This is a genomic window from Thalassobacillus cyri (genome assembly GCF_900107755.1).
GTDB lineage: Bacteria > Bacillota > Bacilli > Bacillales > Halobacillaceae > Thalassobacillus > Thalassobacillus cyri.
The window spans coordinates 16,595-31,319 of sequence record NZ_FNQR01000028.1 but is presented as its reverse complement, the minus strand read 5'-3'; the positions used below and the strand labels follow the sequence as shown (position 1 = coordinate 31,319).

Genomic DNA, 14,725 nt, shown 5'->3' with positions numbered 1-14,725 from the left:
AAGATGGATAATAACACAATCAGCCCGCGTCAATTCATGTACCTTGTCATTCTTTTTTTAATTGGGAGTTCCATCCTGATCGTTCCTACCCCTCTAGCAGCGACAGCCCAACAGGACGGGTGGATTTCTTCCATTGTTGGAATGAGTACAGGTGTGTTGTTTGTGTTGTTGTACCACAAACTGGGTGTAGCACTTGGAGACCGAAACTTTATACAAGGATCAATTCATGTGTTTGGCAATTGGATTGGAAGAGTCATCGCATTTTTCCATCTTTCCTTTATTTATATCCTTGCTTCTTTAGTTTTGCGTAATATCGGCGACTTCATGACTACGCAAATCATGATTGATACCCCCCTGCAATTCACTCATATTCTGTTCATGATTGTCGTCATTTTGGCCGCTCGTTTAGGAATTGAAGTGGTTGGACGTTCTGCAGAGATGTTCATCACCTGGATCATGCTTTTACTGTTTTTTCTATTCTTTTTTCTTACTCCACAGCTTGAGCCAAATAATATCCAGCCCATATTCAGTAGTTATCCAAAATCAATGATTGGCGCATCACTTACTGTAATCAATACGCCAATTCTTGAAATGGTTGTCTTACTGATGCTCTACCCCAACGTAAAAGAAAAAGCAAAAGCCAGGCACGCATGGCTGTGGGGGTTATTAATCGGGGGAGGGCTTTTGAGTCTGATCACCTTTTTCTGCATTCTTGTGCTCGGCAGTGACCTCACTGCATTGAACTCCTATCCGATTTACGAGCTGGCATCCAAAATAAACATAGCAGGTTTCCTGGAAGGCATAGAAATTATCGTAGCGATCGTCTGGATGCTGACTATCTTTTTTAAGTTAGTGATTCTTTATTATGCTGCTGCATTAGGTATTTCTCAATTTTTGAATTTAGATGATTACCGCCCTTTATTATTACCTTTAGGGATGGGACTTGTCGTGTTATCGATCATCGTCTATCCGGATGTCGCTTATTTTGAGACGTTTGTTAAAAATGTGCTGCCATACAAACTGATGCATGGCTTCTTGCTGCCACTTTTATTATTGATTGGGGCCTTGATTAAAAAGAAAAGACACCCATATAAGGGAACATCAAAAGTAAAATAGACGTGAATTTTCATTTCTTTTCCATTTTCTTTCTTGGAGTGAATGATTTTATAGCCAGATAAGAATATTTTTAGACCCGATCAACGAGGATGAAAAAGATGAACAATAAGACAATCAGTGCGCGCCAATTTATGTATTTAGTGATACTTTTTTTAATAGGAAGTTCCATTCTCATTATTCCTGGTCCATTAGCTGCCGGAGCAAAGCAGGATGGTTGGATCTCCGCTATATTAGGTACAGTGATCGGAATATTATTGGTGCATTTATATCATAAAATCAGTATTACCATTGGAAATAAAACATTTGTAGAAGCAGCTATTGATATCTTCGGAAATTGGTTCGGTCGAATCATCAGTTTCTTTCACCTGTCTTTTATTTATATCCTGGCCGCATTAGTATTGCGAAATATCGGTGATTTCATGACCACACAGATGATGGTTGAAACGCCTCTACAATACACTCATATCCTTTTCTTATTAGTCGTAATACTGGGAGCTCGTTTGGGTATCGAAACGATTGGCCGTTCGGCAGAAATGTTCATCACTTGGATGATTATATTATTGGTTTTCCTTTTCCTTTCACTTACACCACAACTTGACATCAATAACCTTAAGCCCATGTTTGGTAGTGGTTTACGCTCCATTACAAGTACTTCCTTAACTGTCATCGGCACTCCGATACTGGAAATGGTCATATTTTTGATGATTTATCCGCAAGTGAAAGAAAAAAGCAAAGCCAAACATGCCTGGTTGATAGGGTTATTGATCGGAGGCGGTTTTTTGACACTGATAACCTTGTTCAGCATTCTTGTGTTAGGCAGTGACCTTACGGCTTTGAATGAATATCCCATATATGAACTGGCAACAAAGATAAATATTGCGGGGTTCTTAGAGGGATTAGAAATCATCGTGGCCATCGTATGGATGCTGACCATTTTCTTCAAACTGGTCATCCTTTATTATGCTTCCAGTTTAGGAATCGCTCAATTTTTAAAAATTGATGACTATCGGATTTTATTATTGCCATTAGGAATGGGCATGGTAGTACTTTCTATCATTGCGTATCCTGATGTCGCTTACTTTGAAAGTTTTGTCAATAGCACATGGCTTCCTTACGCAACAATGCATGGGTTTGTCCTGCCGCTGTTACTATTGATAGGAGCTATTATAAAGAAGAAGAAACAAGAAAGTGGGAGGTCACGAAAATAAAGTATTCATTTTCGCTCCCACTTCACATGCTCCAGCCCATTTATGTGTAAATCTTCTTCAATCTCTTCTTCAAGAGCAAGCTTCTTTAAGATTTGCGCCTCATTGAGTGGAACTGCAATGGGACCTTCCAAATTAACCAACTCACGGTCCGATAACTTTTCTGCTAGCTTTTCCCAGAATACTTGTTCATCATAACGATCGATGTAACGGGAAAGCAGTGTCGACTCATAGTCAACATTCAAATCTTTATAACCTATCTCTTGATTCTCTTCAATCAAACCTTCCATTCCTGCCTCTTTATAATGTTGAAAGACATAGTCACGAAGCGATTCAAACTCCTCATCTAAATCATCTCTTGTGGTATTGGTTACCCATCCTCCTAAAAACAGGGCTTCCACAAGCTTCTGGTATTGTACTGGTGTAAATTCCAAATGAACTTTTTTCATCGGGTTGCCCCTCCTTTCCTCTTCATCGTACACAAAAAAAGCCGCCATGGATAGTTTGGCCGCCTTTCCTCAAAATAAAAGAGATAAAAAAATGATACAGGCAAAATTAGCCTGTATCATTTATATCACAGTAGTACATAAGCTCTTTAAGCGTTTTGCTTTTCCGCACTTTCGAAGAGTGATTTTGCTGTTGGAATACCAGCATCTTTCTCATAGGCATATTGAAGCTTTCTGGTAACCTCACCTGGAGAGCCTGTCGTAATTTTTTTACCATCGAAATGCGTGACTGGAGTTACCTCAGTCGTACTGCTGGTAATGAACATCTCGTCAGCATGTTGAATATCATCGACACGAAATGCTTCTTCCACAAATGGTATGCCCAGATCATCACAAAACTGCTCCACCCTCATGCGGACACATCCATGTAATATATTTTTCTTAGCGGGATGGGTATATACTTTCCCATCTCGCACGAGGTAGGCATTGGAAGAACTGCCTTCCGTAACGACTCCATCTTTATGAAGGATCGCTTCCATACAGCCGTTCTCTTTCGCTTCCTGTTTCGCAAGTACATTTGGGAGCAGGTTCAAGCTCTTGATATAACACCAATCCCAACGGTGGTCTGGATGGGACATAACTGATCCGCCATTCCACATGGCTGGCAAGTTCCTGGAAAACTCTTGGGCATATGCATAAAAGTTAGGCTTCACATCCACAGGGAAGGCATGATCCCTGGCTGCCGAGCCTCTCGTTATTTGCAAATAGACCTTGGCGTCTAGATCTACCTGATTTTTTTCTAACAACTGCTGAAGCAAACCTTTCAGTTCCTCTTTTGAGTAAGGCATCGTAATTTTTATTGCTTCTACAGAACGGAATAACCGGTCGATGTGTTCTTCCATTAAATAATAATTGCCATCATAAACCCGGATTACTTCGTAAACACCATCACCGAACTGCAATCCTCTTTCTTCGAATGGATAATGCAATTCTTCATGATTCAAAAATTCTTTATCTGACAAAATGATCGGTTTGATTGCCATGAACGCTCTCTCCTTTACAGTCAATCACTATGTTACTAATATTCTTCCTATAAATCATCTTTTTTATTGGGGTAAAATTATACGTCTTCTTTCAACATGGAAGGATGGCCCGAAACAATTGTGCCGACATCCATCCCCCCACATAATTTTTTCATAATGTCAGGGTAGTCAAAGTTAAATATGTGGACAGGAAGCTTGTGGTCTCTCGCCAGCAGCAAAGCAGTCTGGTCCATCACTTGAATGTTGTTGATAAGAATATCATCATAATTCAAGGAAGTATACATTTTGGCATGTTTATGTTTATTTGGATCTGCAGTGAACACGCCATCCACCCCTTGTTTTGCTACCAAAATAGCATCACATTCCAACTCTACAGCACGCTGGACAGCCGGGTAATCTGTCGTCACAAACGGTTGACCATTACCGCCCGCACAGATAATCAGGTATCCTTTTTCCAAATGGTGCATAGCTTTCAGACGGATATATGGTTCAGCTACGGTCGAAATCGGTACCGAAGTCATCACTCTGACTTCCCTCTCCGTTTTGCTTTTTAATACACCTCGTAACATGAGACTATTGATCACAGTTCCCATCGTACCGATATTGTCAGCCTCTACCCGATCGATTCCCCAGGCTTCAGCAGTCCTTCCCCGGAAAATATTTCCGCCCCCGACTACGATTGCTATTTCGATGCCAGTATCTACAAGAGACAAAATTTCATTGGAGATATGCTCCAAATGTGCATGATCGAAATTTTCATTATTGGCTCCTCCAAGCGCTCCACCACTGATTTTGACTAAAACCCGACGGTATCTCATACCTTTTTTCCTCCTATCGGCCATTTGCAAACGTTATCTTGTTAAAATTTCAGCATAAAAAAAGAGAGCAAGGGCGAATACGCCTATACTCTCACTTCATAAAGGAACGATTGTCATCTACTGGATCATGATGTGGCTTTTCTCTAAGCTGTTCCATGGTAATCGCTCCTTACCTCTTCAGATTTGTTAAGTTATTATAGCATATTCAGAATATTTGAAAAGGATAACTTTTTACCCATCATCATTTTGTAGTATTACTAGATAAATTAACCTTGAAAAACATGTAATTCAGAAGCATGTAATAAGGAAAAAGCAACAACAAATAGGTATATTTACCTGTTTTTCATGATAGTATTCTCACAAAAACAGTAAGGCATATTTCCTTTTTTCCACTTTTGGTATAATATGAAAATAATTAAGACTCTCTATCTGAGTCTTTGGAATAAACACACAATGGGGTCTGATTATGCACATCGGGAATCGCATTCAAATCATGAGAAATAACCGGAAGCTAACCTTAAAGCAAACCGCAGACACTATTACCTCTTCCAGTTACCTGGCTAAAATAGAAGAGGGCAACTACCCTCCCAGGCCGCATGTGTTGCAAGCTTTAGAACGTAAATTCGAAGTATGCGCGGGTTTTTTGACCAACTATGAACGACGGGATGAAGACGCGGAATATATTCTACGCCTGCTTCTTTCCAATATTGTCCTGCACCCGGACAAGGCAAAAGAAGTGATCGATGTCATCGAAGAGAACTATTTCGAGTACCTATCGCCGATCAACCTGGAAGCCACTTATTTATGTTTAAAATGTGCTTATTACTTCAAAATCAATGATACGAAAAAAGCCATCGACTTATACGAAAACTTCATCATTCATTATATTGATGAAACAGAATTACGCTCTTATCCAAAACTGGTAAGAGAAAGCTTCAATTATATGATGGCGCTGAAAATGTTCTCAGAAAATATGATCAAAGAAAGCACATACTACATGGAAATGTTTGTGGATTCAGTCGAGCAAGGCCCTATGAAGGCAGCTGTCATTTATAATATCGCTTTATTATACGGAAAACTAGAGCTACATAGTAAGGCTATACAGTTTGGCCTAAAAGCCAAGTTCATGTTTGAATATACGAAAAAATATGAAATTTTACTATGTAAAACCAATAACTTGTTGGCAGCCCAACATATGAAAACTGGTCAACATGAAGAAGCATTGCAATATTTAAAACAAGCTTTGATTACTGCAACTAAATATGGATATACAGAACTGCTAACACTTATTTACCATAATAAGGGATTAATTAATATCGATTTGAAAAAATATTCAGAAGCTGAGGAATTTTTACAAAAATCTATAGAAATTGAATTGGCAGAAGGACGAACTCCCTTGTGGAGTGCTTATCGGGCTTTAATTGAAATATATATTATCAAGGAAGAAAAAGAAAAAGGCTTCCAGTTATATCAGGCTTTACATGAAAATAATTTAACTAATCAAAATAAGCCTTACATCACTATTTTATTTACAGACTTTATCCTGAAATTTTTAAATAATGAGGAATATTTAAAAGAATTAGATAGAGCCATAGAATATTATGAGAAACAAAATGAAAATGAACTTCTTTATCGGGCATACCGCTCTCTTGGAGATTATCATTTCCAGGAGGCGAATTATAAAGTTTCAAGCATCTATTACCAGAAGGCTTTAAAATATTAATGTAAAGGAGTGGAACAAATGAAAAAATTCACTAAAATCTTGGGTGTACTAGCTTTGGCCGCAGTTTTTGCATTAGGCTTTGGTAATGACAACACAACCGATCTTGCTGGAGAAGAACCAGCTGTTGGCGGTCTAAACTCTATCGAAGTTACTGAATAAGACACAAAAAGGAACAGTTGGTGATAAACCAACTGTTCCTTTTTATATACTCTCTTCTTCATTGTGATACGTTTCCTCAGCAACCCGTTTTACCCTCTCGACAAACTGAGTCACCATTTTTTCACTTGCGAACACCATAAAAATTTTCACAAACCATTTAAGGGGCTTATTCGTTGCCGTATAACGGAAGTTTGTAGGAGTGTCATTGATATATTCCAACTCGTATTTCGCTGTAATGTCAAGCATCTTAGCAAGCGTGAATCCTACTTTAAGCTTTTTCTCCTTAGGAGTGTTCTGGTACTTCAATGTTTCCACGTCATATTCTTTTATTCGCTTACCCTCTTTATACTTCTGCCGATAAATGCTCCTACTACTTCCTCTTTTAATACAACAGGCTCATTCTCCATGACTTGCGGCATGATTTTTGCATATTTTCCGTAGAGCCCTCGAATAAATTCCAGATGACTTCAATGGGAGCATTAATTTTAATTTCTTTTGTCCACTGTTTATTTCATTTCCCTCCTCATACAAATTCTTCAGCTGATTCCCTGCTGCTTTAAATTAAAATCCCAGATAGTCCTAATGAGGACATCTGGGATAGGATAACTTTCTTGAGAATCAACCAATAATGACTCGTTCTTTTGGATAATGATAATGTTCTTTGATTTCTTTTCCTCTTACGATAAATAATAAAGAGAAAATCCCGATTCTTCCGATAAACATCAGTAACATGATTACTGATTTGCCGCCAGTACTTAGCTCAGGAGTGATCCCCATAGAAAGTCCAGTCGTTCCGAAAGCTGATGATACTTCAAAAATAATTTCCGTCAAAGTAAAAGCATCTTCGATCGTGGACAATGTGATTACCGCAAAAGCACAAATCAATGAGGCCGTTGTGATTACGATATAAGAACGTATCACATCATTTTGATAAATTTCCCTGTCGAAGATTTTAATCGTCGTCTTCCCTCTAGCAAATACATAAAGACTCAAAACAGCTATCGCGAAGGTTGTGGTACGGACGCCACCACCTACACTACTAGGAGAAGCACCAATAAACATCAGCATAGAAATACCCAACAAGGTTCCTGTGTTGAACTGACTGACATCCATAGTAGCCAGCCCGCCATTTCTAGTAGTAACCGATTGAAATAAAGCATAAAAGAAACTTTCATGCCAGGATTTATCTGCAAGGAAATTTCCCTGTTCAAAAACTAAAATAAATATGGTTCCTATCAACACTAACAAGAAGAAAGTAGTTGTCGTTAATTTAGTGTAAAGGGAAAAACGATAATTATCCCCTTTATAAGTAAGAAACTCTTTTGCTTCTATCAGAACAGGAAAACCAATTGCCCCCAGAATCAGTAATACAATGTTTAAAAACTGTACAAAATAGTCATCGGCGAATGGTACAAGAGAGCTTCCGGTTATATCAAATCCTGCATTCGTCGTTGCACTCACAGCCGCAAATGCTCCCTGTATATAGGCTTCCTGCCAAGAAGGGAAATACTGCAAAAAATAAGTTCCTAATATTAAAAAGCCAATAAACTCAATGATTAAAATAAGCCCTAATATATGTTTCATTAATTGAACCAGACCCGAGAGAGTGGTTTGATTCTGGTCTGTCATAATCAGTTGTCTTTCCCTCAGACCGATACGCTTACCAAATAACAGCCAAACGAAGGTACCCAGAGTCATGATTCCGATGCCGCCAAATTGGAGTACGAACATCAAAACAAAGTAACCTGGGGTGCTGAATGTATCAGCTGTGTTAACAACCGTAAGTCCAGTGACACTGATAGCACTTACAGCAGTAAACAACGTATCAACGAATGTCAACTCCACCCCCGGGCGATGGGTGAATGGCAAACTAAGTAATAGTGTAGCGATGATTACAGCTGATATATAATATAAAACGATCAGTTGCGCAGATGTAAATCGATGTATCCGATCGAGACTTTTCATTTTATGATGTTTTAATTTCATAGCTACTCACAGCTTTCCAAAGTAATTGATTACGATATAAAAACAAGTTAATTATTGCCATACATCCTACAATAATGAACAATTTTTATTTTAGCAAGAAAAATTAATAGGTTTAATACAAATTAAACCCCCATTATCCCCCTGCATATAAGCCCACTACAAAAGCCGTAATACTTCCGAGTACAGATATACTAAGGTAGATAACAGCTTTGCTGTAATATTGCTTCTTCACCAGCTGGACTAATTCTACACTGAACGTAGAAAAAGTTGTAAAGGCCCCGAAAAATCCTATTCCCACAGATAAGAAAAGTGAATCTTGATAAGCATCTCCAGGAATAGCACCATAAAACAGACCGAAAAATAGGCCAAGAACGAAGGATCCAAGGATATTTACAGTCAGCATGGCAAAAGGGATCGGAGGATCCGTAAAACGGTTCATGATGATCAAACCAAGCAGGTACCTTGCCATCGCTCCCAACGCGCCTCCGATAGCCACTAAAATAATGTTCATCTTCCATTCCACCTCGCACTCCACTTTGCTCCCAGCACTAATCCACCAAAAGCAAGAACGATTCCTCCGAATATTGAAACGACTAAATAAATGATAGACGCTATGAACGATACCTGGCCATTGAGGGATATCGTGTCCGCTGCTAGCGTGGACATCGTTGTAAACCCGCCGCAAAAACCGACTCCGATTCCCGCACTAAACCATTCCTTCGTTTTTTTATGTAAAACCCATCCGGTAAACAGACCGAGCAGCATACTGCCAATAAGGTTTTCTATGACCGTACCTATCGGGAGGCCAGTTGAGAGGGTCTGAAGGTTAATGAAATAACGACAGAGCGTCCCTAATGCCCCTCCAATTCCGATTGCTATCAGGTTTTTATACATCAACCTCTCCCTCCTTGGACTGGTATTCATTTAGTATACCTTATTTCGTCGCTCATCAAAAAAGCCCTGGCGGAGAAGTACCGCCAGGACTTTCTATTTTATTATAAAAACTTCTTCTGCACTTTCTTCCCGCTATAACTGAACAACACTTCTTTATTTTCAACAACCGTTTCCATATGAACAGGACGTCCCCATAGCTGATAAATATATGGCATGGTCCGTTCCAAATATTCCAGATCGAGCTCAACATCTTCATAATGATGCTTCAAATAAAGCTCCCCATTTTTCAGGAAATCACCATCATTGACAGTGATGTATGGAAAGCCACCATTTACACGCATTGTTACCAGCTGGTCTCGCACCGCTTCATAATCTTTATCGGAAATCTTATAGTCCTTTCCTTGCTTTTGAAACAGGTACAAATCTTCGTTTCGGCACAAATCTTTGGTTAGATAATTACGAATGAAAGAGATATCAGACTCAATCTCCCTAACCTCAAACATCTTTTCTCGACCTGAACCTGGTTCGACTCCACGCTTTTTCATCTCTTCCGTCGGATTATCATAACGTTCTTCAATATCTTCGAAGATTTTTAACCCTAAATAATAAGGGTTGATTTGTGTCCGTGATGGCTGGACGACCCCTGCATTAAGCTTGGCAAACTCCACCGATTCACCACTTGTCAGGTCCATTTCCCGAAGGATACGGGCATGCCAGTAGGAAGCCCAGCCTTCGTTCATGATCTTCGTTTCCAATTGTGGCCAGAAGTACAGCATTTCCTGGCGCATCATTGTCAGGATATCGCGCTGCCAGGGTTCCAATTCACGGCTGTACTGTTCGATAAATAATAGTAAATCTTTTTCGGGTCTTGGTGGAAATTTCTTTTTCTTTTTGGTTGCAGGTTCTTCTTTTGGCTCATCGCCAAGCTTCCATAAATCATCATATGGTGTCGGCCTTGGTGCCGGTTCTTCTTCTTCCTCTTCCTCTACCTCCTGCCACGTCCATTCTAATTTCGGCCTTACCAGCGAAGGATCAATATGTTCCTGAATTGCTAAGATGGCATTCAGGAAATCCTCTACCTCCTGCTTGCCATATTTATGCTCGTAAGCAGAAATACGTTCAGCAGTCGCAGACATGCTTTCTACCATATCACGGTTCGTATTCTGAAACCGCACATTATTTTTGAAAAAGTCACAGTGGGCAAGCACATGGGCAACAATCAGTTTATTTTGAACCAGGCTGTTGGAATTCAATAAGAATGCATAACATGGGTTGGAATTGATAACCAGCTCATAAATTTTGCTTAGACCTAAGTCATATTGCAGCTTCATTTTATGATATTGCTTCCCAAAGCTCCAATGGGAAAAACGTGTCGGCATGCCGTAAGCACCAAATGTATAGATGATATCAGCGGGACAAATTTCATAACGCATCGGGTAAAAATCCAGACCAAACCCTTCTGCGATTTCAGTAATTTCGCTAATTGCTTTATTCAGCTGCTGTTGCTGCTCAGATCTCAATTAGTTCTCCCCCTTATTGATTATTACTCTAATGTATGAGTTTTTTAGGAGAATGATGAGAAGGAATAAAGTTTACACATTTACAAAAGATAAATTTATATGGTAATATTCAACTAATCAGTTGAATAGTTAGGAGGTACTTCCTTTGGATGCCAGAACATTTAAAGACGCCATATATGGCGATTTCGCACGAATGGGAAAAGTTTTATCAAGTCCAAAACGATTTGAACTGTTAGATTTACTCTCGCAATCTCCTAAATCTGTAGAAACTTTGGCACGGGAAAGCAATATGTCAATGGCTAATACGTCCAAGCATTTACAAGCACTACTCGACGCCCGCCTGGTTGATTATCAAAAAAATAAGAACTATGTCATTTACCAGCTAGCCAATCCAAAGGTGGTAAATTTATTATTTTCCATGAAATCAATTGCCGAAGATCAAATTTCTGAAATAAATCACTTACGCGAGGATTTTATTGTAAGAGGAGATCAATTAGAAACGATTGAGCTGGAGGATTGGTTCGACCTTAAGGAAGGTGACAGTCATGTTCTGATAGATGTAAGGCCTCAATCAGAATTTCTAAGTGGACATATAGAAGGAGCGATATCGATTCCGGTTGAGGAATTGAATGACCATTTTAAAAATTTACCAAGTGATAAAGAAGTCATCGCATACTGCCGCGGTCCTTATTGTGTATATGCCACAGAAGCAGTCGAATTTCTCAAAGAACAAGGTTATCAAGCAGCCCGCTTGGAAGCGGGTGTCCATGAATGGAAGCAATACCAGGCGAACCAAAATCATTAACGGAAGCAGCATGCTATCTTTTTGAGGTGATTGGATATGGAAGGGTCATTAAATAAAATACAAGTCGGTGTAAAAGAAAATATTGTACAATTTTCCTTACTCGTTCTAATCAACTTTTTTGTCGGTTCGATGGTTGGGCTCGAAAGGACAATTCTGCCGATAATCGGTGAAGAACAATTCGGTCTGGCCTCCACGAGTGCTGCTCTTTCTTTCATTGTAAGTTTCGGTTTTTCTAAAGCAATCGTCAATTTCTTTGCAGGAGACCTGGCTGATCGGATTGGGAGAAAACACGTCCTCCTCCTTGGGTGGGCTATCGGTTTATCGGTCCCCCTGCTTGTCATTTTTGCTCAAGCCTGGTGGGTCATCGTTTTTGCCAACGTTCTCTTGGGAATTAACCAGGCATTAACCTGGTCGATGACGGTAAATATGAAAGTTGACCTTGCCAAACCGACACAGCGCGGATTGGCTGTCGGTTTCAATGAGTTTGCCGGGTATATCGGTGTTGCATTGATGGCAGCAGTTTCAGGGTATGTAGCTTCCAGGTATTCGTTAAGTCCTGAACCTTTTTATATAGGAATCGTAATCGTGATCATCGGTTTCATTCTATCTCTATTTGCCAAGAATACAGATAAACATTTAAAAGTCCAGGCTAAAAGTGAAAAGCAACAAATGACGGATGCTCTCTCGACAAAAGAAGTATTCAGCCGTACGACCTGGAAAAATAAAAACCTGGCAAGCAGCAGTTTTGCAGGTCTCACTACTAACTTGAAAGACGGGATGGCGTGGGGATTATTTCCGATATTCTTCGCTTCTGGCGGTTTGTCTGTCGGACAAATTGGAACGGTCGTCGCCGTTTATCCGGCAGCCTGGGGATTTTTCCAGCTTTTCACTGGCGTGTTAAGTGACCGAATCGGACGTAAATGGCTAATAACCACTGGGATGTGGCTGCAAGCTTTATCCCTATGGCTCATATTGATGGTCAATAGCTACCCTTTATGGTTGTTGGGTGCGCTCCTATTAGGGATTGGCACAGCGATGGTTTATCCGACAATCATGGCATCGATCAGTGATGTCGCCCACCCTGATTGGCGGGCTACTTCAATGGGAGTTTATCGTTTTTGGCGGGACAGCGGTTATGCTTTCGGCGCATTATTAGCCGGTCTCATCGCCGATATGCTCGGTGTCAGCTGGTCTATCGCTCTGGTTGCATTGATGCCATTTCTGGCAGGCCTCATAACTGCTTTCCGCATGGACGAAACGTTAGAAAAGTAATTTCTTAGAATAACTTGGCTTATCGCCAATTCCTGATGGCGAAAGCCTTAGTCTTTTCTTATACTTTAACCCTTTAAAAATGTAAAACTTTCCTGAAGTGTAACAAAAGCGTGCAGATTTTGTCTGCACGCTTTTGTTATTACGAGGATAAGTTTTGACTCCAGTCGATCGTCACTTCACCTTCCAGATACTTCTCGGCATCCATAGCTGCCATACAACCTGTTCCTGCAGCTGTAATCGCCTGGCGATATTTATTGTCCTGGACATCGCCGCAAGCGAACAAGCCAGGGATATTGGTATTCGTCGTACCAGGAGTCACCTGGATATAGCCGTTTTCATCCGTATCGACTTGCCCCTTTAGAAATTCCGTGTTCGGATTATGACCAATGGCAATGAAAATGCCATCTGCTTCAATAATTTCCTCTTCACCGGTATCGTTATCCTTCACTTTAAGACCGGAAACTTTCATACCGTCTGAAAGGACTTCGATTGGGGTTTTGTTAAGTCTCCATGTGATTTTTTGGTTGTTCTTCGCACGATCCTGCATAATTTTTGAAGCGCGAAGCTCATGACGACGGTGTACGACGTTCACTTCACTTGCAAATTTGGTCAGGAAGTTGGACTCTTCCATTGCGGAGTCACCGCCACCGACAATCAACACTTTTTTATCCCGGAAAAAGAATCCATCACAGGTTGCACAGGTACTGACACCTTTCCCCATGTTTTCTTTCTCTCCCGGGATGCCGAGCATTTTAGCTGAGGCGCCTGTAGAAACAATCAGAGAGTCTGCTTCGAGCTCACCAAGACCATCTACGGAAATCTTAAAAGGTCGGTTTGATGTATCGACATCTGTCACCCAGCCCCGTTCAAATGTCGCACCGAAACGCTGGGCTTGTTTTTTCATATTATCCATCAATTCCGGTCCCATGATTCCATCAGGAAATCCAGGATAGTTTTCCACTTCTGTCGTCAATGTCAATTGTCCACCTGGTTCCGGACCTTCTATCACCAGTGGTTCCATATTTGCTCTTGCTAAATAGACAGCTGCCGTCAACCCGGACGGACCTGTTCCTAAAATAATCGCTTTATGAGCCATTTGTTATTCCTCCTAACAGTTCATTGGTTAGTTGATAGTATGTCCAAAAATTGCAACCTATTGCTTATCTAACATATTTCCTTCCATTATACCTATTAACCAAGCTGGGATTTTTCCAAACATATTATCCAAGTCACTTAGAAACTGGCTGTGCTTACCCAAAAAACCGGGGAACAAGTCCCCGGTTTAAGTGATTTCTATTCTCCATGTTCTGCAAAACGTTTGATACGTGCTTCTATTTCATCCCGGACACGCTGGAATACAACCCATTTTTCTTCGTCGGTACCTTCCGCTTTGGCAGGGTCGTCAAACCCCCAATGATAGCGGGTCACGTGCGGAGGAGTTACCGGACACTTATCGTTAGCATCCCCGCACAATGTAATCGCATAGGCTGCGTTGTTCAAAATTTCAGGATCAATAATATCGGAAGTATGATTGCTGATATCGATTCCTACTTCCTTCATCGCTTTCACTGCATTCGGATTCAAGCCATGAGCTTCGATTCCTGCTGACAATACTTCATACTCATCGCCAAGATATTTTTTACCAAACCCATCTGCCATCTGGCTTCGGCAGGAGTTTCCTGTACATAAGAAATAAATGACTGGTTTTTTAGACATAATGATTCTCCTTTTTTTTAGA

At 40.4% G+C, this 14,725-nt stretch carries 16 protein-coding genes; 6 read left to right on the top strand and 10 right to left on the bottom strand.

The genetic code is table 11. From position 1 onward, the window contains the following. Positions 1–3 precede the first annotated feature (3 nt). On the top strand, positions 4–1,116 hold the full coding sequence (locus BLV00_RS21175) for a GerAB/ArcD/ProY family transporter (protein WP_176791787.1): 1,113 nt from the start codon (positions 4–6) through the stop codon (positions 1,114–1,116). Between the two features lie 98 nt (positions 1,117–1,214). After that, positions 1,215–2,324, top strand: a complete 1,110-nt coding sequence (locus BLV00_RS21170; protein ID WP_176791785.1) for a GerAB/ArcD/ProY family transporter — start codon at positions 1,215–1,217, stop codon at positions 2,322–2,324. Positions 2,325–2,329: 5 nt separating this feature from the next. On the opposite strand, the gene BLV00_RS21165 is transcribed toward BLV00_RS21170, so the two are convergent. The 3 genes from BLV00_RS21165 to pyrH form a co-directional block, all read right to left on the bottom strand. Further along, entirely contained in the window at positions 2,330–2,770 is a 441-nt protein-coding gene (locus BLV00_RS21165) for a hypothetical protein (RefSeq protein WP_093046895.1), read from the bottom strand. A 146-nt stretch (positions 2,771–2,916) separates the two neighbouring features. After that, positions 2,917–3,810: a D-amino-acid transaminase gene (gene dat, locus BLV00_RS21160; RefSeq protein WP_093046894.1), complete on the bottom strand. Its 894-nt coding sequence runs from the start codon at positions 3,808–3,810 to the stop codon at positions 2,917–2,919. Positions 3,811–3,887: 77 nt separating this feature from the next. Then, complete coding sequence (pyrH, locus tag BLV00_RS21155; RefSeq protein ID WP_093046893.1) at positions 3,888–4,628, bottom strand: UMP kinase; 741 nt, start codon at positions 4,626–4,628, stop codon at positions 3,888–3,890. A gap of 466 nt (positions 4,629–5,094) precedes the next feature. On the opposite strand from pyrH, the gene BLV00_RS21150 reads away from it, so the two are divergent. Next, entirely contained in the window at positions 5,095–6,351 is a 1,257-nt protein-coding gene (locus tag BLV00_RS21150) for a helix-turn-helix transcriptional regulator (RefSeq protein ID WP_093046892.1), read from the top strand. An 18-nt stretch (positions 6,352–6,369) separates the two neighbouring features. Further along, complete coding sequence (locus BLV00_RS22135; protein WP_176791782.1) at positions 6,370–6,510, top strand: hypothetical protein; 141 nt, start codon at positions 6,370–6,372, stop codon at positions 6,508–6,510. A gap of 42 nt (positions 6,511–6,552) precedes the next feature. On the opposite strand, the gene BLV00_RS22435 is transcribed toward BLV00_RS22135, so the two are convergent. The 5 genes from BLV00_RS22435 to BLV00_RS21125 all read right to left on the bottom strand — a co-directional run bounded on the left by BLV00_RS22435 (position 6,553) and on the right by BLV00_RS21125 (position 10,910). Continuing rightward, positions 6,553–6,825, bottom strand: coding sequence for a hypothetical protein (locus BLV00_RS22435; protein WP_245729036.1), 273 nt, complete (start codon positions 6,823–6,825; stop codon positions 6,553–6,555). Between the two features lie 303 nt (positions 6,826–7,128). Further along, positions 7,129–8,475 (bottom strand): TrkH family potassium uptake protein, encoded by a 1,347-nt coding sequence (locus BLV00_RS21140; RefSeq protein ID WP_093046914.1) that lies wholly within the window; start codon positions 8,473–8,475, stop codon positions 7,129–7,131. Between the two features lie 154 nt (positions 8,476–8,629). Continuing rightward, a complete protein-coding gene (gene crcB / locus BLV00_RS21135; RefSeq protein WP_093046891.1) occupies positions 8,630–9,007 on the bottom strand; it encodes a fluoride efflux transporter CrcB in 378 nt (125 codons plus the stop codon). Continuing rightward, complete coding sequence (locus BLV00_RS21130) at positions 9,004–9,390, bottom strand: fluoride efflux transporter FluC (protein ID WP_093046890.1); 387 nt, start codon at positions 9,388–9,390, stop codon at positions 9,004–9,006. The genes crcB and BLV00_RS21130 overlap by 4 nt, the downstream gene beginning before the upstream one ends. A 101-nt stretch (positions 9,391–9,491) precedes the next feature. Further along, positions 9,492–10,910 (bottom strand): SpoVR family protein, encoded by a 1,419-nt coding sequence (locus BLV00_RS21125; protein ID WP_093046889.1) that lies wholly within the window; start codon positions 10,908–10,910, stop codon positions 9,492–9,494. Positions 10,911–11,055: 145 nt separating this feature from the next. On the opposite strand from BLV00_RS21125, the gene BLV00_RS21120 reads away from it, so the two are divergent. Continuing rightward, on the top strand, positions 11,056–11,715 hold the full coding sequence (locus tag BLV00_RS21120; protein WP_093046888.1) for an ArsR/SmtB family transcription factor: 660 nt from the start codon (positions 11,056–11,058) through the stop codon (positions 11,713–11,715). A 36-nt stretch (positions 11,716–11,751) separates the two neighbouring features. Next, positions 11,752–12,987: an MFS transporter gene (locus BLV00_RS21115; protein ID WP_093046887.1), complete on the top strand. Its 1,236-nt coding sequence runs from the start codon at positions 11,752–11,754 to the stop codon at positions 12,985–12,987. A gap of 139 nt (positions 12,988–13,126) precedes the next feature. Here the strand turns inward: BLV00_RS21115 and trxB are convergent, their stop codons facing one another. Together trxB and arsC are read right to left on the bottom strand one after the other, a co-directional pair. After that, complete coding sequence (gene trxB / locus BLV00_RS21110) at positions 13,127–14,083, bottom strand: thioredoxin-disulfide reductase (protein ID WP_093046886.1); 957 nt, start codon at positions 14,081–14,083, stop codon at positions 13,127–13,129. Between the two features lie 197 nt (positions 14,084–14,280). After that, a complete protein-coding gene (gene arsC / locus BLV00_RS21105) occupies positions 14,281–14,703 on the bottom strand; it encodes an arsenate reductase (thioredoxin) (RefSeq protein ID WP_093046885.1) in 423 nt (140 codons plus the stop codon). Between the last annotated feature and the right edge of the window lie 22 nt (positions 14,704–14,725).